The following is a 20,553-nucleotide window of genomic DNA, read 5'->3' as shown; positions in this document are numbered from 1 at the left end:
GTGACCGGCGCGCTGATGGCAGTCTGGCGATGAAGCACCAGTGCGGGACCGTACTCGAACCCATCCGCTCCGTGTCGGACTGCGGTCCCGTGGGAAAGGGACGACGTCGCCATGGCAGACCATCTGGAAGCATCCATCACTCTGCCGAGCGATCCGGCCTCGGTCTCCGCTGCCCGCGGCTATGTGGTGGGCATCCTGACGGAATGGGGGCTTCCGCCGGATGCCGGCGTCTGTGAGACCGTCCGGCTCATCGTCTCCGAGCTCGCCACCAACGCCGTACAGCACACCTTCGGGCAGTCGCCCACGTTCACGGTGGCCCTCGCGCTCGACCGTGACGAGCGGCTGCGCGTCGGTGTCACCGACAGCCACCCCCGCTTCCCGAAGCGGCTGCCCGCCGCCGTGCAGCAGGACAACGGCCGCGGCATGGTCATCATCCGCTGGCTGACCGCCGAGTGCGGCGGCAGGCTCAGGGTCCGGCCCACCCGCGAGGGGGGCAAGACGGTGTTCGTCGAACTGCCGTGGTCCGTTCCGGCCAGACCGGTCACGGCAGCGGGACAGCAGGAGTCCTAGCGGCTCCGGCACGGGGTCCGCACGGTCCCGGGTGTGGCCCTGCCCCCGGGGCCGTGCGGCGCGTGACTGCGGGTCAGCTCACCCGGCCGTACCAGACGCTCTTCGTCCAGATCTTCTGCAGCTTCACGACGTCCCCGGTCTTCGGGGCGTGCCAGATCTTCCCCTTCCCGGCGTAGATGCCGACGTGGTAGACGTTCGAGCCCGAATGGAAGAAGACCAGGTCTCCGGCCTTGCGGTGGCTGGCGGAGATGTGGTGGGTCTTGTTGTACTGCTGGGCTGCCGTCCGCGGCAGCTTCTTGCCCGCCTTCTTGAACGAGTACAACGTGAGGCCGGAGCAGTCGAACCTGCCGGGGCCGGTGGCCCCCCATTTGTACGGTGCGCCCTTCTTGGACGCAGCGACCTGGAGCGCCTTCGTCGCCGGAGTCGTGGCAGCGGCGTCGGTCGCGACACCGGGAACGACTATCGAGCCGCCGACGGCGGCGATGGCGAATGCCGAGGCCGTGCCGGCCCGGGCCATGAGCGACGGGACACGATTGAGCGCAGTCATGCGCAACCCTTCGTCAGCCGCCTGTGAAGGATGACCTGTCGGATTCGGGCTGGCGAAGTTGCCCGGCCGCGTTGCCGCGGCTTCACCCCAAGGGCTGCTCGGAGACGGACGGCTGTCCGCTCCGGCGACCCGTCTTGCCTGGGTCCTCCACTCCTGCCGATCCACTCCTGTCGACCGGTCATCCGGGCGGCGGCAGGACTCGGCGTCCGCCCGGATCGCCCCGCCGCTTTGGCGGGGGCTTGTCGTCAGTCAGGGATCTTCGCCCACAGCTGTCCGAAAATCCCAACGGAACCGAGTATTTGTGGTGTTACTCACCACTCGGCCGTTCGGGTGGACTGGTCTGTGTTCGAGTCCCTGCCGGGACGGCGGCGCACCCTCCGACCAGGGTCGAAGCTCCTCCCGGTGCTCTTCGGCCGGGCGGTTCGCGCAACTTCGAGGGCCCTGGAAAAGGATGCGCCGCTAGTCCGAACGTGGGTACGTCTTTTGGGTCGTTTCGACTCAGCCGCCAACGCGCAACCTCTCAACCGGTGCCGTCCGGGGGCACGGTGACGCGCGCGGTGCGGCGCTCGCCGTCAAGCACCCGAAGCGCCCGCGCCAGGGTGGCCTCGTGCAACTCCGTCTCCCCGCGGCTGTGCATCAACGCCAGCGCGTCGCGCAGTTCCATCGCCTTGCGCACCAGCGCCTGGGCGGCCCGCAGTCCGCTGTAGGTGTGGCCGTGTCGCGCCGGATTGACCCGGCCCAGCAGGTCGGCCGCCTCCAGGTAACGGTCGATCAACTCGCCCTCGGCCCGGGTCAGGGCGGGCAGCGGTGGCAGTTCCGGTGGCAGCATCGGCGGCTCACCCCGCGTCCGGGGTGGCGGTACGCGGGGCCCGGCGGCTGGGGACGACCCCGTCCACCAGCCCGTATCCCACGGCGGCCCGGGCGTCCAGCACCAGGTCGCGTTCGAGGTCGGCGCTGACCTGCTCCGGATCGCGGCCCGTGTGGTGAACGAGCATGTCCTCCAGCCGGCCGCGCATCCGGACCAGTTCCTCCGCCTGGATGACGAGATCGCTCGGCTGACCCCGCGTCGGCTCGGGCAGCGACGGCTGCTGGAGCACCACCCGCGCACCCGGCAGCGCGAACCGCTTGCCCGGTGTGCCGGCGGCGAGCAGCACCGCGGCGGACGAGCCGGCCTGTCCCAGGCAGATGGTCTCCACGTCACAACTGACGTACCGCATGGTGTCGTAGACCGCCGTCATCGCGCTGAACGAGCCGCCCGGCGAGTTGACGTACAGCGAGATGTCCCGGTCGGGCGCGTCGTACTCCAGATACATGAACTGCGCCATGACGTCGTTGGCCGAGACCTCGTCGATCGGCGTCCCGAGGAGCACGATCCGCTCCTGCAGCAGCTTGGAGTACGGATCGACGGTGCGGTGGCCGCCGGCGATTCGCTCGGTGAACTCGGGCAGGACGTGACGGGCGGACGGTCGGGTCATGGCGTTCCCCTCCTCGGGCGGAGCTGTCTGTAAAAAATGTACAGGACGTACGTGACGTTATGATGGGGGTATGGCCTACGAGATTCCGGTGACGCAAGCCAGGGCTGAACTCGCCGACCTGATCAACCGCGTGGTGTACGGCGGTGAGCGCGTCGTCGTGACCCGGCACGGCAAGCCCCTGGTCGCCCTCGTCTCCGCCGCCGACCTGGAACGACTCGATGCGCTCGACCAGCCGGAGGAGGAGCGGATGATCAGTTCCGTCTCGCAGACCCGCGACGCCACGTCCGCTCCTCGCGAACAGCGGCGCTTCGGCATCGCGGCGGAACACCGGCGGCCCGATCGCTCCTAGGGGGTGTTTCGAAAGTCCTGTGCGGTGCCCGCGGTGTCCGGTGCGTGCTCTCGGCGTGCCGGACGAAAGCCCTCGTACTGGACGTACTTGGGTTTTCGGCCGGTGCGGCGAGAGTGCGTGCCGGGCGCCGTGGGTGCTGTGCGGGACTTTCGAAACATCCCCTAGGGGGTGCCCTGCGGACCGTGTGAGGGTCCGGGCGCTCGCCACCGCGCCGTATACGGCCCGCGCGGGGTCCGGCCCCACCGTCGGCCGGGTGGCCCGTCCGCGGCCGCACGGGGGATCGCGGGACGGTTAACGTGCCCGAAACCCGCTCGCACTAGCCTGCCGATCCACGCCACCAGGGACTTTGCCCCGTGGCCGCGGCAGCCGGGCCCCGCACGGTCCGGAGCGAGGACTGTGAGGTGGGACGTTGCAACTGACCCCGCACGAGCAAGAGAGGCTGCTGATCCACGTGGCGGCCGACGTCGCCGAGAAGCGCCGGGCCCGTGGGCTGAAGCTCAACCACCCCGAGGCGGTCGCGCTCATCACCTCGCACATCCTCGAAGGCGCGCGTGACGGCCGTACGGTCGCCGAACTCATGTCCTCGGGCCGCAAGCTGCTCACCCGGGAGGACGTCATGGAGGGCGTCCCGGAGATGATCCACGACGTCCAGGTCGAGGCCACCTTCCCGGACGGCACCAAGCTCGTGACCGTCCACGACCCGATCGTCTGAGGGGCCGTCCATGATTCCCGGAGAGGTCCTGTTCGCCGACGGCCCCGTGGTGTTCAACGAGGGCCGCGAGGTCACCCGTATCACCGTTCTCAACGCCGCCGACCGGCCCGTCCAGGTCGGGTCCCACTACCACTTCGCCGAGGCCAACCCCGGTCTGGAGTTCGACCGCACCGCCGCGCGGGGCAAGCGCCTCAACGTGGCCGCCGGCACCGCCGTGCGCTTCGAGCCCGGTATCCCCGTCGACGTCGAACTCGTCCCGCTGGCCGGCGCCCGGGTCGTGCCCGGTCTGCGCGGGGAGACCGGAGGTGCCCTCGATGCCTGAGATCTCCCGCGCCGCCTACGCGGACCTGTTCGGCCCGACCACCGGTGACCGGATCCGGCTCGCCGACACCGACCTGCTGATCGAGATCGAGGAGGATCGCTGCGGCGGCCCCGGACGCGCCGGTGACGAGGCGGTCTTCGGCGGCGGCAAGGTCATCCGCGAGTCCATGGGCCAGTCCCGCGCCACCCGGGCGGAAGGCACCCCCGACACCGTCGTCACCGGCGCCGTCATCGTCGACCACTGGGGCGTCGTCAAGGCCGACGTCGGCATCCGGGACGGCCGGATCACCGGAATCGGCAAGGCCGGCAACCCCGACACCATGGACGGCGTCCACCCGGACCTGGTCATCGGCCCGGAGACCGAGGTGATCGCGGGCAACGGGCGGATCCTCACCGCGGGCGCCATCGACGCGCACGTCCACTTCATCTGCCCACAGATCGCCGACGAGGCACTCGCGGCCGGAATCACCACGCTGGTCGGTGGCGGCACCGGACCGGCCGAGGGCTCCAAGGCCACCACCGTCACCCCGGGCCCCTGGCACCTGGCCCGGATGCTGGGGGCGATGGAGCAGTACCCGCTCAACATCGGCTTCCTCGGCAAGGGCAACACCGTCTCGCACGAGGCGATGCTGTCCCAGGTCCGCGGCGGCGCGCTGGGCCTGAAACTGCACGAGGACTGGGGCTCCACCCCGGCCGTCATCGACGCCTCGCTGACCGTCGCCGACCGCACCGGCATCCAGGTCGCCATCCACACCGACACCCTCAACGAGGCCGGTTTCGTGGGCGACACGCTCGCCGCGATCGCCGGACGCGGCATCCACGCGTACCACACGGAGGGGGCGGGTGGCGGACACGCGCCGGACATCATGACCGTGGTGTCCGAGCCGCACGTGCTGCCGAGCTCCACCAATCCGACGCGGCCGTTCACCGTCAACACCGCCGAGGAACACCTCGACATGCTGATGGTGTGTCACCACCTCAACCCCGCCGTTCCCGAGGACCTGGCCTTCGCCGAGTCCCGGATCCGGCCGTCGACGATCGGTGCCGAGGACGTCCTGCACGACCTGGGCGCGATCTCGATCATCTCGTCGGACTCCCAGGCCATGGGGCGGGTGGGCGAGGTCGTGCTGCGCACCTGGCAGACAGCGCACGTGATGAAGCGGCGGCGCGGGGCGCTGCCCGGTGACGGGCGGGCGGACAACCGGCGGGTGCGCCGGTACGTCGCCAAGTACACGATCAACCCCGCGCTCGCCCAGGGCCTCGCCCGTGAGATCGGTTCCGTGGAGACGGGCAAGCTCGCCGACCTGGTGCTGTGGGAGCCCGCGTTCTTCGGCGTCAGACCGCACCTGGTCCTCAAGGGCGGCCAGATCGCGTACGCGCAGATGGGCGACGCGAACGCGTCCATTCCCACGCCGCAGCCGGTGCTGCCGCGGCCGATGTACGGGGCGATCGGCCGGGCGCCCGCCGCGAACTCGTTCAACTTCGTGGCGCCGCTCGCCATCGAGGACGGGCTGCCGGAACGCCTGCAGTTGGGCAAGCGCTTCGTCGCCATCGAGTCGACGCGGCACGTGACGAAGGCGGACATGCGGGAGAACGACGCCCGGCCGAGCGTCCGGGTGGATCCCGACAGCTTCGCCGTGCACATCGACGGGGAGCTGGTCGAGGCGGTGCCCGCGGCCGAACTGCCCATGGCCCAGCGTTACTTCCTCTTCTGATGTCCAGGGCGGCACTTCTCGTCCTGGCCGACGGCCGGTTTCCCGCCGGCGGGCACGCCCACTCCGGCGGGGCCGAGGCGGCCGTCAAGGCCGGGCGGATCAGCGGGGCGGCGAGCCTGGAGGACTTCTGCCGGGGGCGGTTGCACACCGCCGGGCTCGTCGCGGGCGCGCTCGCCGCGGCCGGGGCGCTCGGTGTGGACCCGGCCGCGCTGGACGCGGCGGCGGACGCGCGGACGCCGTCGCCCGCGTTGCGGGGGGCCGCGCGGCGGCTGGGACGGCAGCTGCTGCGGGCCGCTCGGGCTACCTGGCCCTGTGGTGAACTGGACGCGCTGGCAGGGGAGTTCCCCAAGGGGGCGCATCAACCGGTGGTGCTGGGACTCGTGGCGCGGGCGGCCGGGCTGGGGGCGTCGGACGCGGCGTACTGTGCGGCGTACGAGAGCGTGAGCGGGCCCGCTGTCGCGACCGTGCGGTTGCTGAGCCTGGACCCGTTCGACGCGACGGCGGTCCTGGCCCGGCTGGCGCCGGAGCTGGACCGTGTCGCGGACCGGGCGGTGGAGGCGGCTCGGCGGGCGGTCGGGGAGGGGGCCGACGCGTTGCCCGCGGCGTCGGCGCCGTTGTTGGAGGTGGGGGCGGAGTGGCATGCGGGGTGGGCTGTGCGGTTGTTCGCCTCGTAGGGGGTCTCGCCCCCGCCGCCCCTGCCCTTCCCGTCCCCGGGGGCTCCGCCCCTTCGACCCCGCCAGAGGGCTCCTCCCCCCTGGACCCCCCATCGGCCTGAACGGCCTCGTCCTCAAGTTCCCCCAGAGGGGGCGCCCCCAGACGGGCTGGGAGTGCCTTGACCGGGCTGAAAAGCGCACCGGTGCGAAAGATTGGAGCGTCATCGTGCACCTCGACCACACCCCCACCCACGCCACCCCCGCCCTCGGCGCCGACGCCCGCCTGCCCGGTGGAGGGCGGCGGGCGCTGCGGATCGGGCTCGGTGGGCCCGTCGGGTCCGGTAAGACCGCCACCGTCGCCGCGCTCTGCCGGGCGTTGCGGGACGAACTGTCGCTCGCGGTCGTCACGAACGACATCTACACCCGGGAGGACGCCGAGTTCCTGCTCAGGGAGGCCGTGCTGCCGCCGGAGCGGATCACGGCCGTGGAGACGGGTGCCTGTCCGCACACCGCGATCCGGGACGACATCTCCGCCAACCTCGAAGCCGTCGAGGACCTGGAGGCCGAAGCCGGGCCCCTCGACCTGATCCTGGTCGAGTCCGGCGGGGACAACCTGACCGCGACCTTCTCCAAGGGGCTGGTGGACGCGCAGATCTTCGTCATCGACGTGGCAGGAGGGGATGACATCCCACGCAAGGGCGGGCCCGGCGTGACCACCGCCGACCTGCTCGTGGTCAACAAGACCGACCTCGCACCGTACGTCGGCTCCGACCTCGCGCGGATGGCCGCCGACGCGAAGGTGCAGCGCGGCGGACTTCCGGTCGTCTTCCAGTCGCTCCGGGGCGAGTCGGGTGTGGTGGACGTGGCCGACTGGGTGCGCGCCCGGCTCGCGGCGTGGGCGGCATGACCGTGACCGGGGTGCGGGCCACCGCCCGGATCGTCGCCCGGGACGACGGGCGGGGCGGAACCGCACTGCCCGTGCTGGACGGCGAGGGACCGCTGGCGCCGCGCCGGACCCGGGCGAGCGGGACCGAGGCGCGGGTCGTGCTCGTCGGGGCGATGAGCGGGCCCCTCGGCGGCGACCGGTTCGCCGTGACGGCGGAGGTCGGGCAGGGCGCCCGGCTGCACGTGGGCTCCGCCGCCGCGACCATCGCGTTGCCGGGGCAGCTGAAGGCAGAAGCCCACTACGACGTACGGCTCGTCGTGGCCGACGGTGGCGAACTGCACTGGCTGCCCGAGCAGTTGATCTCTGCCCGCGGTAGCGAACTGCACGTGTCCACGAGGGTCGATCTCGCGGCCGGGGCCCGGCTCGTGCTGCGCGAGGAGCAGGTGCTGGGCCGGACCGGGGAGGAGCCCGGTCGGCTGACCAGCCGTCTCACCGTGCGGATCGCCGGGCGGCCCGTACTCGACCAGGAGCTGGCCTGCGGACCCGGAGCACCGGGCGGCTGGGACGGGCCCGCCGTGCTCGCGGGACACCGGGCCGTGGGGCAACTGGTCGTGGCTCGGGCCGAGTTCGGCCAACAACCGGTGGCGGCACGGATGCTGGGGGAGGGGGCTGCCATCACGCCGCTCGCCGGTCCCGCGGCACTGGTCACCGCCGTCGCGGCCGACGCGCTGCGACTGCGGCGGGTACTGGACGAGGCGCTGACGCAGTTGGCCTGACCCGCTGAGCGGGACGTCGACGTCCGGTTATCGGATTGGCAAAGAAGGTCAACGGCCCCTGTTCCCAGATGGTTCACAGCCGGGAGGATCCTCCCTGACCATTCGCTGCGATGTACGGGGAGGGGCCCCACTTGAGGGACACGAGACCGAAGAACCGCGTGCTGGCGCTCGGTTCGGCCGGAGCACTCGTCACGGCCACCCTGCTGGCCGGTGCCGTCACGGCGCCCACGGCCGGCGCGGCCGAGCGGCACGGCCAGGACCGGGAGGCGCGCGGCGCCGCGATCGCCGCCGCCCGGGCCGCCAGGACCGGAATCGACTGGCACGACTGCCCGGCCGACTGGGGGCTGGAGAAGCCCATCCAGTGCGGGTGGGTCTCCGTACCGGTCGACTACGCCAAGCCGTACGGCAAGCAGATCAAGCTCGCCGTCGACCGTATCGGCAACACCGGGACCAAGCGGGAGCGTCAGGGCGCGCTGGTCTACAACCCCGGCGGCCCCGGCGGCTCCGGCATGCGCTTCCCGCGCCGGGTCACCACCAAGAACCCCCTGTGGGTCAACACCGCCAAGGCGTACGACTTCGTGGGTTTCGACCCGCGCGGTGTCGGTCACTCCGCGCCCATCTCCTGCATCGACCCGCAGAAGTTCGTCAAGGCGCCCAAGGCCGACCCGGTGCCGGACACCGAGGCGGACAAGACCGCCCAGCGCAAGCTGGCTCGCGAGTACGCGGACGGCTGCTACAAGCGCAGCGGCGGGATGCTGCCGTCCATGACCACACCGAACACCGCCCGCGACCTGGACGTCATCCGTGCCGCGCTCGGTGAGAAGAAGCTCAACTACCTCGGCGTGTCCTACGGCACCTACCTCGGTGCGGTCTACGGCGACCTCTTCCCGGGCCACGTCCGCAGGATGATCGTGGACAGCGTGGTCAACCCGGCCCGCGAGAACATCTGGTACCAGGCCAACCTGAACCAGGACATCGCGTTCGAAGGCCGTTGGAAGGACTGGGAGGACTGGGTCGCCGCCAACGACGCCGCCTTCCACCTCGGCACCACCCGCGCCGCCGTCCAGGCCAAGTGGCTCCAGTTGCGCGCCACCGCCAAGAAGCACCCCGTCGGCGGGGTCGTCGGCCCGGCCGAGCTGATCTCCTTCTTCCAGAGCGCCCCGTACTACGACTCCTCGTGGGTACCGGTGGCCACGGTGTTCAGCAAGTACTTCGCCGGTGACACCCAGGCACTGGTCGACGCCGCCGCTCCGAACATGTCCGACACCGCGGGCAACATCGCCTCGGAGAACAGCAACGCGGTCTACACGGCGGTCGAGTGCACCGACGCCAAGTGGCCCACCAGCTGGCGCAAGTGGGACCGCGACAACACGCGGCTCAACAAGGACTATCCGTTCATGACGTGGGCCAACGCCTGGATGAACCTGCCGTGCGCGACCTGGCCCGTCAAGCAGCGGACGCCGGTCGACGTCAGGACCCACAAGGGTCTGCCGCACGTCCTCATCGTGCAGTCCACGCGTGACGCCGCCACCCCGTACGAGGGCGCCGTCGAACTGCACAAGCGTTTCAAGGGCTCCCGCCTGATCACGGAGAAGGGCGCGGGCTCCCACGGTGTGACCGGCCTGGTCAACCCGTGCATCAACGACCGGGTGGACGCCTACCTGCTCACCGGCAAGCTGGACACCGCGGACGTCACCTGCGCTCCGCACGCCACGCCCAAGCCGTAGCCGCAGCACGGTGACCGAGGGGCGACCGGGATCCCGGTCGCCCCTCCCTCATGCCGGTCAGCTCAGCGGCAGCCGTGGGAAGCGGCGCTCCTTCTCGGCCCCCGCCGCGGCCTGCTCCGCCTTGACGACCGCCGCGTACTCGTCGACGTACTCCTGCTCGGACAGCGACAGGATGGCGTACATGATCTCGTCGGTGATGGCCCGCAGGACGGCCTTCTCGTTCTCCATGCCCGCGTAGCGGGAGAAGTCCAGCGGCTTGCCGAAGCGGATGGCGATGGGGTGGAGGCGCGGGATGACGCGCCCCGGCGGCTGCGCCTCGAAGGTACCGATCATCGCGCAGGGGACGACCGGTACTCCCGCCTGCAGCGCCATCACCGCGACGCCCACCTTGCCCTTGTACAGACGGCCGTCGTGCGAGCGGGTGCCCTCGGGATAGATGCCGAGCAGTTCACCCTTGCGGAGTACACCGAGCCCTTCGCGGATCGCGGCCTGGCCCGCCTCCTTGCCGGAGCGGTCGACCGGGATCTGGCCCGCGCTGCGGAAGAAGAACGCGGTCAGACGGCCCTTCACACCCGGTCCGGTGAAGTACTCGGCCTTGGCCAGGAAGGTGATACGCCGTTTGAGGATGGCCGGCATCAGGAAGTGGTCCGCGAAGGACAGGTGGTTGCCGGCGACGATGGCCGCTCCGTCGGACGGCACGTGGTCGAGGCCTTCGATGCGGGGACGGAAGACCAGCCTCAGCAGCGGCCCCAACAGCACGTACTTGAGCAGGTAGTAGAACAAGGGGTCGCTCCTCACTCTGGCGGATCGGCTCAACCGCAGAGTTCTCACAGGTCAACCGGCAGGTCAAATGGGGTGTCAGTGTATGTGCAGCCCTGGTCCGGTGGAACCGGTTCAGGCCGTGTCGATGATGACCCGATACCGGCCTTCCGTACGGATCACCAGGGTGTCGGAATACCCTAGGGGGGTATATGGTTGACCGGGTCGGGAGCTGATCGCGAAAGGAAGACCGCCGATGGACCACGCGACGCACGACCACGAGAGCCACCAGCACCAGGGACACCACGAGCACCATCACGCGACCGGGGCGTCCTGGAGCATGGCCGCCCGGGCCACGCTCCACTGCCTCACCGGCTGCGCCATCGGTGAGGTTCTCGGCCTGGTCATCGGCACCGCGGCCGGCCTGCACAACGCGGCCACGGTGATCATCTCCATCGCCCTGGCGTTCGTCTTCGGTTACGCGCTGACCATGCGCGGCGTCCTGCGCGCAGGTGTCCCCCTGGGGCAGGCGGTCAAGGTCGCGCTGGCCGCCGACACCGTGTCCATCGCGGTGATGGAACTGATCGACAACACGGTCATGGTCGGCGTGCCCGGCGCCATGAACGCGGGCCTCTCCGAGTGGCTGTTCTGGGCCTCACTCGTGCTGTCCCTGGCACTGGCGTTCGTGCTGACCACCCCCGTGAACCGGTGGATGATCGGCCGCGGCAAGGGGCACGCGGTCGTGCACGCCCACCACTGAGCACCGGCCGGCCCACCGAGTACGGGCCGGCCCGCGCCGCCGCTCACGAGCCACCGGTGGCGCCGCCGACGGTGATGTCCGTCTTCATGCCGAGGTCCTTGTGCCCGTCCACCGGGCAGTACAGCTCGTAGGCCCCGTTCTTCAGCGTGACCCTGAGCTGCGCCGACTGGCCCGGACCGACATCGTGGGGCAGCCGTGCGTCGCCGCCGGGCCCCTCGACCTCCAGGGAGTGCGCGATGTGCCCCTTGTTCTCGGCGACGAAGGTGTAGTCACCGGACTTGAACGACTTCGACGACAGGGTCAGCTTGTACTCGGTCATCTGCACGGTCACCGTCGTGCCCGCCGGCTTGCCACTCGCCGACGGGGAAGACGACGGGGAGGGCGACGCGGACGACGTGGCCCCGGTTCCCGCGCTGCCATACCCCGAGTTCCCGCACGCCGTGAGCACGGCGGCCAGCGTCATCACGCCCGCCCCCACCACCGCTCCGCTCCGGCTGAGTGTTCCAGCCATGGCCGGTCCTCCTCGCTGTGTCAGCGTCCTGGGACGCCGGGCCTGACGGAGACCGGTTCACGGGCCGGCCCGTACGGCGCACCCGGCGAGGCGCCACGGGCCACCCGGCCGCCCAGCCAGGCAAGGAAAGCAAGAACGAAAAGCCCCTCGACGAGCAGGGACAGGGGGCCGTACGGCGTCTCCCAGCCGGGTTCGTAATAACCGGCGGGCAGGCCGACGGTGCGCGAGAGCAGAAAACCGGCGATCATCCCGAGGCTGACCAGGGTCCCGGTCAGCCAAGCGGCCAGCGAGCGCCTCATGGCGACCAGCGCCACCGCCACCGCCAGCATGACGGCGCTCCCCACCGCGAAGAGGACGCCGATGTAGAACATCTCCTCCAGGTGGTCGGGGACGAGGAGCGTGTGCAGCGCCGTATTGGCCACGGCGCAGCACACCCCCAGTACCGTGAGGCCGGCTTCGACGGCATGGGTGGGATTCATCGTGGCTCCAGGTGTTCCGCTCCTGTGAGGGATACGGAGAACAGCTCTCGGCGGATTGCGCCCGCCGGGAACCCGGAACCGCGAACCTCAGCTTCCCCGGACGAGCACCCGCTCCAACGCGCCCAACGCCGAACGGAGTTCCTCCGCCGTGATGGTCAGCGGCGGGGCCAGCCGGATCGTCGAGCTGTGGGTGTCCTTGACCAGGATCCCCTCCCGCATGAGACGTTCACTGACCTCGCGTCCGGTGCCGAGGGCGGGGTCGACGTCGACGCCCGCCCACAGCCCGCGCGAGCGGAAGCCGACCACGCCCCGGCCGGTCAGCCCCGCCAGCCCCTCGCGCAGCACGGCGCCCAGCTCGGCCGCCCGGCGCTGGAACTCACCGGTCTCGAGCAGCTCGACCACCGCCGTGCCGACCGCCGCCGCGAGCGGGTTGCCGCCGAACGTGGAGCCGTGCTCGCCCGGCCGCAGCACACCGAGGACCTCTCGGCGGCCCACCACGGCCGACACCGGCACGATTCCGCCGCCCAGCGCCTTGCCGAGCAGCACCAGGTCCGGGACGACGTCCTCGTGCTCGACGGCGAGCGTACGGCCGGTGCGGCCCAGCCCCGACTGGATCTCGTCCGCGACGAACAGACAGCCCGCGCGCCGGGTCAGCTCACGGACACCGCGCAGATAGCCGTCGGCCGGGACGATCACGCCCGCCTCGCCCTGGACCGGTTCGATCAGCACGGCCGCCGTCGTCTCGTCGACGGCCTCCTCCAGCGCGGCCAGGTCGTCGTACGGGACGATCCGGAAACCCGGCGCGAAGGGGCCGAAGCCCGCGCGGGCCGTCTCGTCGGTGGAGAAGCCGACGATCGTCGTCGTACGGCCGTGGAAGTTCTCCGCCGCCACCACGATCGTCGCCCGGTCGGCGGGCACACCCTTCACCTCGTACGCCCATTTCCGGGCCACCTTGATACCGCTCTCCACCGCCTCGGCGCCGGTGTTCATCGGCAGCACCATGTCCTGCCCGGTCAGCGCGGCGAGCCGCTCGGCGAACCCGGCGAGCCGGTCGTTGTGGAAGGCGCGCGAGGTGAGCGTCAGCAGGTCGAGCTGGCGGTGGGCGGCCTCGATCAGCGCGGGGTGGCGGTGGCCGAAGTTGAGGGCCGAGTAGCCGGCCAGCATGTCCAGGTAGCGGCGGCCCTCGACGTCCTCCACCCAGGCGCCCTCGGCCCGGGCGACCACCACCGGCAGCGGGTGGTAGTTGTGCGCGAGGACCGGCTCCTCCGCGCGGATCAGGTCGGCGGACGTACGGGTGCGTGCGGGTGCGCTCATGAGCGGATCTCCTGGGTGCAGCACTTGATGCCGCCGCCGGCCTTGTGGAACTCCGACAGGTCGACGGGGACGGGGACGTAGCCGTGCTCGGCGAGGCGGCCGGCGAGTGCCTCGGCCCGCGGCGCGATGAAGACGTGCCGGCCGTCGGACACCGAGTTGAGGCCGAACACCATCGCGTCGTCACGGGTGGCGAGCACCGCGTCCGGGTACAGGCGCGCGAGCACCTCCCGGCTGCCGGCCGAGAAGGCCTCGGGGTAGTAGGCGATGTTGTCGTCGTCGAGGACGAACAGCGCGGTGTCCAGGTGGTAGAAGTACGGGTCCACCAGCGTCAGGCTGATCACCGGGTGACCGAAGTACTCCTGCACCTCCCGGTGCGCCTCGCGGGTCGTGCGGAACCCGGTCCCGGCCAGCAGGTACCGGCCCGTCCACACCAGGTCGCCCTCGCCCTCGCAGACGGACTCGGGACGGTGCACGTCGAACCCGGCCGACCTGAACCAGGTGTCGTAGAGAGCCGACTCGGGGCGCCGCTCGGGCGCGTGGAAGAGGGAGCCGAAGACCCGGCCGTCGACGACCACGGCCGAGTTCGCGGCGAAGACCATGTCCGGCAGGCCGGGGGCCGGGTCCACGGTGTCGACGGTGTGGCCGTGGGCCCGGTAGGCGCTCATCAGTGCCTGCCACTGCTCCCGGGCCAGGTCCACGTCGACGCGGGTGTCGGGATGCATCCAGGGATTGATCGCGTACTGCACGGCGAAGTGTCTGGGTTCGCAGACCAGAAAGCGCCTGAGGCGCGGTACACGGCTGTCGGGCACAGAGGTGTTCCTCCGCTTCCTGCGGTGCCGAACGAGGGTTGACTCCAAGGTAAGAACGGACCCGGACGCCCGACAAGGAACGACACCTGCGTCTTTGCGCAGGATCGCTGCGTTGTGCGCCGGATCAGCGCACGTCTGCTGCGTGCCGCCCGGTCCCGTCCGGCGCCGCCTGGGTGGCGCCCGCCTCCGGACTTTCCGGGAGGAGGTGGGACAGCACCATGACGCTGATCGTCTTCCTGATGAACGGCTCGGTGCGGATCCGCTCCAGCACCTCCTCGAAGTGCTCCACGTCCCGGGCCCGCACATGCAGCAGCGCGTCCGCGCCGCCCGTCACGGTCATGGCCGCCGTGATCTCCGGATGGTTGCGGACCACCTCGGCCAGCCGCCTGGGCGGCGCCGCCCCCTCGCAGTACACCTCCACGTACGCCTCCGTGCGCCAGCCCAGCGCCGACGGCTGCACGGTGGCCGTGAACCCCGTGATCACACCTGTCTCCCGCAGCCGGTCCACACGCCGCTTCACCGCGGTGGCCGACAGCCCGACGGCCGAACCGATCTCGGCGAAGCTGGTCCTGGCGTTCGCCATCAACGCCGTGATGATCTTGCGGTCGAGCTCGTCGAACGGGGCGGTCCTGCTGTTCATGTCGGCACTGTATCCAGCACGGACGTCCACGCCCGGCACATGTCCAGGCATGCGGATTCCTCCTACACTCCACGTTCATGCTGCGCGCCCTCGCCGTCGACGACGAACGCCCCTCGCTCGAGGAACTCCTCTACCTGCTCAACGCCGACCCGCGCATCGCCGCCGCCGAGGGCGCCGGGGACGCCACCGGGGCGCTGCGCCGGATCACCCGCGCCCTGGAGTCCGGGCCGGCCGGGCCCGACGCCATCGACGTCGTCTTCCTGGACATCCAGATGCCCGGCCTCGACGGTCTGGAGATGGCCCGGTTGCTGACCGGGTTCGCCCGGCCGCCGCTGGTCGTCTTCGTCACCGCCCACGAGGACTTCGCCGTGCGGGCGTTCGACCTCGAGGCGGTCGACTACGTGCTCAAGCCCGTCCGCAGGGAACGCCTGGCCGAGGCCGTCCGCCGGGCCGCCGAACTGCGCGGCACCGCACCGCCGATACCCGTGCACGAACCCGACCCCGACCAGATACCCGTCGAACGCGGCGGGGTGACCCGCTTCCTCGCCGTCGACGACATCACCCACGCGGAGGCGCACGGCGACTACGCCCGCCTGCACACCGGAAACGGCAGCCACCTCGTCCGCATCCCGCTGTCCGCCCTGGAGGAACGCTGGCGGGCCCGCGGCTTCGTCCGCATCCACCGCCGCCACCTCGTCGCCCTGCGCCACATCGGTGAACTCCGCCTGGACGCGGGCACCGTGAGCGTCCTGGTCGGCGACGAGGAGCTCCAGGTCAGCCGACGGCACGCCCGCGAGCTCCGGGACCTGCTGATGCGCCGGACCGCGGGGTAGGGATACCGCAGTGGAGCCCACCGAACGCCGAGTCACCGTCACGGGACCGCCCCGCCGCGACCGCGGCAGGGCGTCCGGCTACTACCGGCCGCGCACCGAGATCGACGAGCTCACCACGCTCGGCCACACCTACCTCCGCTCCCTGATGCGCACGCAACTGCGCGCCGCGCTCACCGGCTTCGCGGTCCTCGTCCTGCTCGTCGGCCCGCTCCCGCTGGTCTTCGCGGCCGCACCGGACGCCCGCCGCCTGGCCTGGGCGGTGCTCGGCTTCGGCCTGTACGCACCGCTGATCCTGGTCGCCCGCTGGTACGTGCGCCGCGCCGAACGCAACGAGCGCGACTTCGTACGCCTGGTGGAAGACCGGTGAACTCCGGTTACGCGGTGCCCGCCGTCGCCCTCGTCGTCGTGGCCACCGTCCTCGTCGGCGCCTTCGGCCTGCGTGTCTCCCGTACCACCTCCGACTTCTACGTCGCCTCCCGCACCGTCGGCCCCCGCCTCAACGCGGCCGCCATCAGCGGCGAGTACCTGTCCGCCGCCTCCTTCCTCGGCATCGCGGGGCTGGTCCTGGTGCAGGGCCCCGACATGCTCTGGTACCCGGTCGGGTACACGGCCGGCTACCTCGTCCTGCTCCTCTTCGTCGCCGCCCCGCTGCGCCGCTCCGGCGCCTACACCCTGCCGGACTTCGCCGAGGCCCGGCTCGCCTCCCAGGGCGTGCGACGGCTGGCCGGGGCCTTCGTGGTCGGCGTCGGCTGGCTGTACCTGCTGCCCCAACTACAGGGTGCCGGGCTGACCTTGGCGGTGCTCACCGGCGCCCCCGACCCGCTCGGCGGGATCATCGTGGCCGTGGTCGTGGTGGCGACCGTCGCCGCGGGAGGCATGCGCAGCATCACCTTCGTGCAGGCCTTCCAGTACTGGCTCAAACTCACCGCGCTCCTCGTCCCGGCCCTCTTCCTCGCCCTGGCCTGGCAGGCCGACGGCGGCCCGAGACCCGCCTTCGCGGAACCGGCCGCCTTCCGCGAGCAGCGCACCGTCCTCGTCGACGACACCGTCGACCTCCGGCTCGGCAAGCCGCTCACCGTCACCGTGAGCGGCGAGGTCGACGGCCGCGCCCACGACGGCACCCGGCTCCGCCTGCCCGCGGGCACCCACCGCATCGAGGGCGGCACCCGGCTGACCTTCCCCCGGGGCACCCCCGTCCCCGCCGCCGACCGGGGCAGCAACGGCGGCATGTCCACCGCCCTCGCGGCGAGCCGCGAGGAACGCCCGCTGTACGCCACGTACGGGCTGATCCTGGCCACGTTCCTCGGCACCATGGGCCTGCCGCACGTCGTCGTCCGCTTCTACACCAGCCCGCACGGCGTCGCCGCCCGCCGCACCACGGTCGCCGTCCTCGCCCTGATCGGCGGCTTCTACCTGCTGCCGCCCCTCTACGGCGCCCTCGGCCGCCTGTACGCCCCCGAGCTCACCCTCAGCGGTGACGCGGACGCCGCCGTCCTGCTGCTGCCCGGCCGGATGATCGGCGGGGTCGGCGGCGACCTGCTGGGCGCACTGGTGGCGGGCGGCGCCTTCGCCGCGTTCCTGTCCACGGCGTCGGGGCTGACCATGGCGGTCGCCGGAGTACTCACCCAGGACGTGCTGCCCACGCGCGGGGTACGGCACTTCCGGCTGGGTACGGTGCTCGCCATGGCCGTGCCGCTCGCGGCGAGCATGCTGGTGGGCGGACTGCCGGTGGCGGACGCGGTAGGGCTGGCCTTCGCCGTCTCGGCGTCGTCCTTCTGCCCGCTGCTCGTCCTCGGCATCTGGTGGCGGCGGCTCACTCCTCCCGGCGCGGCCGCGGGCATGCTGGCGGGCGGCGGCGCGGCGTTCCTCGCCGTCGCCGCGACCATGGCCGACTTCCCCGGCACCGGCCCGCTGCACGCCCTGCTCGCCTGGCCCGCCCTCTGGTCGGTGCCGCTGGGCTTCCTCACCATGGTGCTGGTGTCCCTGGCCACCCCGGCCCGGGTGCCACCCGGCACGGCGGCGATCCTGGCCCGCTTCCACCTGCCCGAGGAACTGCGGGCGGAGGTGGCCGCGTGACCGGTCCCCCCGCGGGACTCCGCGTGGCGCTGCCGCCCGGCCCACCACCGGCAGGGCTCGCCGCGCGACCCGAGACGTCGGCAGGCACCCGCAGGAACGCTGTACGCCCTGCCGCCCGGGGCTGTGCCGGGGCGGCGGCATGAGCGGCTTCCTCGCGGGGCTCTGCGTCGCCGCCCTGCCGCTGCTGGCGGCCGGATTCTGGCTCGGGCGGCGCACCGCCCGCCCCGGGAGCCCGGGCGACCTCGGTACGCCGGTCGAACACGCCACCTTCCAGACCCTGCACACCGCCTCCCTCGCCGCGCCCCCGCTGCGGGCCGGGCTGACCGGGGAGACCGCCCGGAAGTCGGCCCGCGGCCTGCGCACCCTGCTCGGCACGGACGCGCTGTGCCTGACCGACCTGGAGGAGGTGCTGGTCTGGGACGGAGCGGGCGGCCACCATCGCGCCGAGGTCATGGAGCGGCTGGCGGGGCCGCTGGAGACCGGCCGCGGTGAGGCGTTCCGGCTGAGCTGCGAGACCCCCGACTGCCCGGTCCGCTGGGCCGTGGTCGCGCCCCTCACCGTCGACGACCGGGTCCACGGCGCGCTCGTCGCCTGTGCCCCGCGCGAGTCCGCGGTCCTGGTCCGCGCGGCCGGTGAGGTGGCCCGCTGGGTGAGCGTCCAGCTGGAACTCGCGGACCTCGACCGGTCCAGGACGCGGCTCATCGAGGCCGAGATCAAGGCCCTGCGCGCCCAGATCTCCCCGCACTTCATCTTCAACTCGCTCGCGGTGATCGCCTCGTTCGTGCGGACCGACCCCGAACGCGCCCGGGAGCTGCTCCTGGAGTTCGCCGACTTCACCCGCTACTCGTTCCGCAGGCACGGCGACTTCACCACCCTGGCCGACGAACTGCACGCCATCGACCACTACCTGGCACTGGTGCGGGCACGCTTCGGCGACCGCCTCTCCGTCACCCTGCAGATCGCCCCCGAGGTGCTGCCGGTGACCCTGCCCTTCCTGTGCCTGCAGCCCCTCGTGGAGAACGCCGTCAAGCACGGTCTGGAGGGCAAGGCCGACGCCTGCCACATTCAGATCACCGCGCAGGACGCGGGCGCCGAGGCCCTGGTCGTCATCGAGGACGACGGCGTCGGCATGGACCCCGCGCTGCTGCGCCGGATCCTCGCCGGCGAGGTCGGCCCGTCCGGCGGCATCGGCCTGTCCAACGTCGACGACCGGCTCCGCCAGGTCTACGGCGACGACCGCGGCCTCGTCATCGAGACCGCGGCCGGGGCGGGCATGAAGATCACCGCCCGGCTGCCCAAGTACCAGCCGGGCGTGCACTCCGCGGGACGGCTCACGGCCGACGAGGGGCGTTGACCTGCAGTGGTCAGCTGCTCTGCGTCATGATCATGGCGAGCGTGAGCAGTCCCAGCACGACCCAGCCGAACCACAGCCAGCCGTTGCTCCCCAGCGCCACCGTGTAGGCCGTCACCACCACCAGCCCCCCGACGGTGAGCACGCCCATGGCCTTCGTGGAACCGTTCGTGGAACCGGGCATCGCACCAGCCTCCTGTAGGGTCCGTCCCCCCATGGTGCCCCGGAAGCCCGGCTTTCTCAGCCCTCGCGCGAGTTCAGCGAGGCCAAGTAGGCGTTGTACGCCTCCAGCTCCTGGTCCCCGTCGCGGTCGGCGGCCCGGTCCTTGCGCTTGGCCTGCCGCTGCTCCGAGCCGTACCACTGGAACAGCAGCGCTATCAGCACCAGCACGGACGGGATCTCACTGAACGCCCAGGCGATGCCGCCGGCCGCGTTCTGGTCGGAGAGCGCGTCGATGCCCAGCGAGGCGGGCGGGTTCCGGAACGTCTCCACCATCGGTGTCGAGGCCATCATCAACGCGATCCCGAAGAACGCGTGGAACGGCATGCCCGCGAACAGCTCCAGCATCCGCAGCAGGTAGCCGGGCCGGTGCGGCCCCGGGTCCACGCCGATGATCGGCCAGAAGAACACCACGCCCACCGCCAGGAAGTGCACCATCATCGCGACGTGTCCGGTCTTCGACCCCATGAGGAAGTCGAAGAGCGGCGTGAAGTACAGCCCGTACAGGCTCGCGATGAACAGCGGGATCGTGAACACCGGGTGGGTGATCACTTGCATGTACCGGCTGTGCAGCAGAGCCAGCAGCAGCTCGCGCGGGCCCGTGCGGCCCCTGCCCGCGGTCGGCAGCGCGCGCAGCGCCAGCGTCACCGGCGCACCCAGCAGCACCAGGATCGGCGACAGCATGCTGATGACCATGTGCTGCACCATGTGCACGCTGAACATGACCATGCCGTAGTCGTTCAGCCGGGTGCACATCATCAACCCGATGGTCAGCACACCCGCCACGTACGACACCGTCCGGCCGGCCGGCCAGGCGTCACCGCGCCGCCGCAGCCGCACGACCCCCCAGCCGTACAGCCCGAGCCCCACCAGGCAGGCGACGAGGAAGAACGGGTCCGCCGACCACTGAAGACCCCGTCCCAGCGTGAACGGCGGCAAATCCATGATCATGCCGTGCCCGCTGTGATCCATCGCCGGCTCCTGATTCGTGGGGGTTTTACGCGTCTGTCCGCCCCCAAGAGTAGAACCGCCCCCGGTCACGGCTGCGACCGGGGGCAGGGACCTACGCAG

25 protein-coding genes are annotated in these 20,553 nt (G+C 71.5%); 14 read left to right on the top strand and 11 right to left on the bottom strand.

All coding sequences use genetic code 11. The features are described 5' to 3' along the window. Positions 1-111 precede the first annotated feature (111 nt). Positions 112-570: an ATP-binding protein gene (locus tag ACWC21_RS15250; RefSeq protein ID WP_450881836.1), complete on the top strand. Its 459-nt coding sequence runs from the start codon at positions 112-114 to the stop codon at positions 568-570. A 73-nt stretch (positions 571-643) separates the two neighbouring features. Here ACWC21_RS15250 and ACWC21_RS15245 read toward each other — a convergent pair whose 3' ends face one another. The 3 genes from ACWC21_RS15245 to ACWC21_RS15235 all read right to left on the bottom strand — a co-directional run bounded on the left by ACWC21_RS15245 (position 644) and on the right by ACWC21_RS15235 (position 2,592). Next, complete coding sequence (locus ACWC21_RS15245) at positions 644-1,117, bottom strand: C40 family peptidase (protein ID WP_389145104.1); 474 nt, start codon at positions 1,115-1,117, stop codon at positions 644-646. A gap of 520 nt (positions 1,118-1,637) precedes the next feature. Beyond that, on the bottom strand, positions 1,638-1,946 hold the full coding sequence (locus tag ACWC21_RS15240) for a hypothetical protein (RefSeq protein WP_450881833.1): 309 nt from the start codon (positions 1,944-1,946) through the stop codon (positions 1,638-1,640). 7 nt (positions 1,947-1,953) lie between these two features. Then, positions 1,954-2,592, bottom strand: coding sequence for an ATP-dependent Clp protease proteolytic subunit (locus tag ACWC21_RS15235; protein WP_450881831.1), 639 nt, complete (start codon positions 2,590-2,592; stop codon positions 1,954-1,956). A 70-nt stretch (positions 2,593-2,662) separates the two neighbouring features. On the opposite strand from ACWC21_RS15235, the gene ACWC21_RS15230 reads away from it, so the two are divergent. From ACWC21_RS15230 to ACWC21_RS15195, 8 genes are all read left to right on the top strand, one after another. Then, positions 2,663-2,941 carry a type II toxin-antitoxin system Phd/YefM family antitoxin gene (locus tag ACWC21_RS15230; protein ID WP_450881829.1) on the top strand — a complete coding sequence of 93 codons (279 nt, stop codon included), beginning with the start codon at positions 2,663-2,665 and terminating at the stop codon, positions 2,939-2,941. Positions 2,942-3,350: 409 nt separating this feature from the next. Then, complete coding sequence (locus ACWC21_RS15225; protein ID WP_450881828.1) at positions 3,351-3,653, top strand: urease subunit gamma; 303 nt, start codon at positions 3,351-3,353, stop codon at positions 3,651-3,653. 10 nt (positions 3,654-3,663) lie between these two features. Further along, on the top strand, positions 3,664-3,975 hold the full coding sequence (locus ACWC21_RS15220; RefSeq protein ID WP_450881826.1) for an urease subunit beta: 312 nt from the start codon (positions 3,664-3,666) through the stop codon (positions 3,973-3,975). Next, entirely contained in the window at positions 3,968-5,689 is a 1,722-nt protein-coding gene (locus ACWC21_RS15215; protein ID WP_450881824.1) for an urease subunit alpha, read from the top strand. Before ACWC21_RS15220 ends, ACWC21_RS15215 begins: the two co-directional genes overlap by 8 nt. Then, positions 5,689-6,363 carry an urease accessory protein UreF gene (locus ACWC21_RS15210; protein WP_450881822.1) on the top strand — a complete coding sequence of 225 codons (675 nt, stop codon included), beginning with the start codon at positions 5,689-5,691 and terminating at the stop codon, positions 6,361-6,363. Before ACWC21_RS15215 ends, ACWC21_RS15210 begins: the two co-directional genes overlap by 1 nt. A gap of 205 nt (positions 6,364-6,568) precedes the next feature. After that, the gene (gene ureG, locus ACWC21_RS15205; protein ID WP_450881821.1) at positions 6,569-7,249 is read left to right on the top strand and encodes an urease accessory protein UreG; all 681 of its coding nucleotides are present in this window, start codon (positions 6,569-6,571) and stop codon (positions 7,247-7,249) included. Beyond that, complete coding sequence (locus tag ACWC21_RS15200; RefSeq protein ID WP_450881819.1) at positions 7,246-8,004, top strand: urease accessory protein UreD; 759 nt, start codon at positions 7,246-7,248, stop codon at positions 8,002-8,004. The genes ureG and ACWC21_RS15200 overlap by 4 nt, the downstream gene beginning before the upstream one ends. Before the next feature lie 131 nt (positions 8,005-8,135). Beyond that, positions 8,136-9,731, top strand: a complete 1,596-nt coding sequence (locus ACWC21_RS15195) for an alpha/beta hydrolase (protein WP_450881817.1) — start codon at positions 8,136-8,138, stop codon at positions 9,729-9,731. 57 nt (positions 9,732-9,788) lie between these two features. On the opposite strand, the gene ACWC21_RS15190 is transcribed toward ACWC21_RS15195, so the two are convergent. After that, entirely contained in the window at positions 9,789-10,514 is a 726-nt protein-coding gene (locus ACWC21_RS15190; protein WP_450881815.1) for a lysophospholipid acyltransferase family protein, read from the bottom strand. Positions 10,515-10,746: 232 nt separating this feature from the next. Here ACWC21_RS15190 and ACWC21_RS15185 point away from each other — a divergent pair, with 232 nt between their 5' ends. Then, positions 10,747-11,250: a DUF4396 domain-containing protein gene (locus tag ACWC21_RS15185; protein WP_450881814.1), complete on the top strand. Its 504-nt coding sequence runs from the start codon at positions 10,747-10,749 to the stop codon at positions 11,248-11,250. Between the two features lie 43 nt (positions 11,251-11,293). Here the strand turns inward: ACWC21_RS15185 and ACWC21_RS15180 are convergent, their stop codons facing one another. From ACWC21_RS15180 to ACWC21_RS15160, 5 genes are all read right to left on the bottom strand, one after another. Beyond that, positions 11,294-11,761 (bottom strand): cupredoxin domain-containing protein, encoded by a 468-nt coding sequence (locus ACWC21_RS15180; protein ID WP_450881812.1) that lies wholly within the window; start codon positions 11,759-11,761, stop codon positions 11,294-11,296. Positions 11,762-11,781: 20 nt separating this feature from the next. Next, complete coding sequence (locus ACWC21_RS15175; protein ID WP_450881810.1) at positions 11,782-12,240, bottom strand: hypothetical protein; 459 nt, start codon at positions 12,238-12,240, stop codon at positions 11,782-11,784. 87 nt (positions 12,241-12,327) lie between these two features. Next, complete coding sequence (gene rocD / locus ACWC21_RS15170; protein ID WP_450881808.1) at positions 12,328-13,554, bottom strand: ornithine--oxo-acid transaminase; 1,227 nt, start codon at positions 13,552-13,554, stop codon at positions 12,328-12,330. After that, positions 13,551-14,363: a dimethylargininase gene (gene ddaH / locus ACWC21_RS15165; protein WP_450881806.1), complete on the bottom strand. Its 813-nt coding sequence runs from the start codon at positions 14,361-14,363 to the stop codon at positions 13,551-13,553. The genes rocD and ddaH overlap by 4 nt, the downstream gene beginning before the upstream one ends. 124 nt (positions 14,364-14,487) lie before the next feature. Further along, a complete protein-coding gene (locus ACWC21_RS15160) occupies positions 14,488-15,003 on the bottom strand; it encodes an Lrp/AsnC family transcriptional regulator (protein ID WP_450881804.1) in 516 nt (171 codons plus the stop codon). 77 nt (positions 15,004-15,080) lie between these two features. Between ACWC21_RS15160 and ACWC21_RS15155 the strand changes: the two genes are divergently transcribed. The 4 genes from ACWC21_RS15155 to ACWC21_RS15140 all read left to right on the top strand — a co-directional run bounded on the left by ACWC21_RS15155 (position 15,081) and on the right by ACWC21_RS15140 (position 19,266). Continuing rightward, the gene (locus ACWC21_RS15155) at positions 15,081-15,836 is read left to right on the top strand and encodes a LytR/AlgR family response regulator transcription factor (RefSeq protein WP_450881802.1); all 756 of its coding nucleotides are present in this window, start codon (positions 15,081-15,083) and stop codon (positions 15,834-15,836) included. Positions 15,837-15,846: 10 nt separating this feature from the next. Continuing rightward, positions 15,847-16,203 carry a hypothetical protein gene (locus ACWC21_RS15150; protein WP_450881800.1) on the top strand — a complete coding sequence of 119 codons (357 nt, stop codon included), beginning with the start codon at positions 15,847-15,849 and terminating at the stop codon, positions 16,201-16,203. Then, complete coding sequence (locus ACWC21_RS15145; RefSeq protein ID WP_450881798.1) at positions 16,200-17,912, top strand: sodium/solute symporter; 1,713 nt, start codon at positions 16,200-16,202, stop codon at positions 17,910-17,912. The genes ACWC21_RS15150 and ACWC21_RS15145 overlap by 4 nt, the downstream gene beginning before the upstream one ends. Positions 17,913-18,051: 139 nt before the next feature. Continuing rightward, positions 18,052-19,266, top strand: coding sequence for a sensor histidine kinase (locus tag ACWC21_RS15140; protein ID WP_450881796.1), 1,215 nt, complete (start codon positions 18,052-18,054; stop codon positions 19,264-19,266). 10 nt (positions 19,267-19,276) lie between these two features. On the opposite strand, the gene ACWC21_RS15135 is transcribed toward ACWC21_RS15140, so the two are convergent. Further along, the gene (locus ACWC21_RS15135; RefSeq protein WP_388790101.1) at positions 19,277-19,447 is read right to left on the bottom strand and encodes a hypothetical protein; all 171 of its coding nucleotides are present in this window, start codon (positions 19,445-19,447) and stop codon (positions 19,277-19,279) included. A gap of 56 nt (positions 19,448-19,503) precedes the next feature. Continuing rightward, a complete protein-coding gene (locus ACWC21_RS15130) occupies positions 19,504-20,454 on the bottom strand; it encodes a cytochrome c oxidase assembly protein (RefSeq protein WP_450881794.1) in 951 nt (316 codons plus the stop codon). Positions 20,455-20,553 lie beyond the last annotated feature (99 nt).

Source organism: Streptomyces sp. NPDC001348 (genome assembly GCF_053597535.1).
Note: the sequence above shows the minus strand (reverse complement) of the source record. Positions and strands in the feature narration are given on the sequence as shown.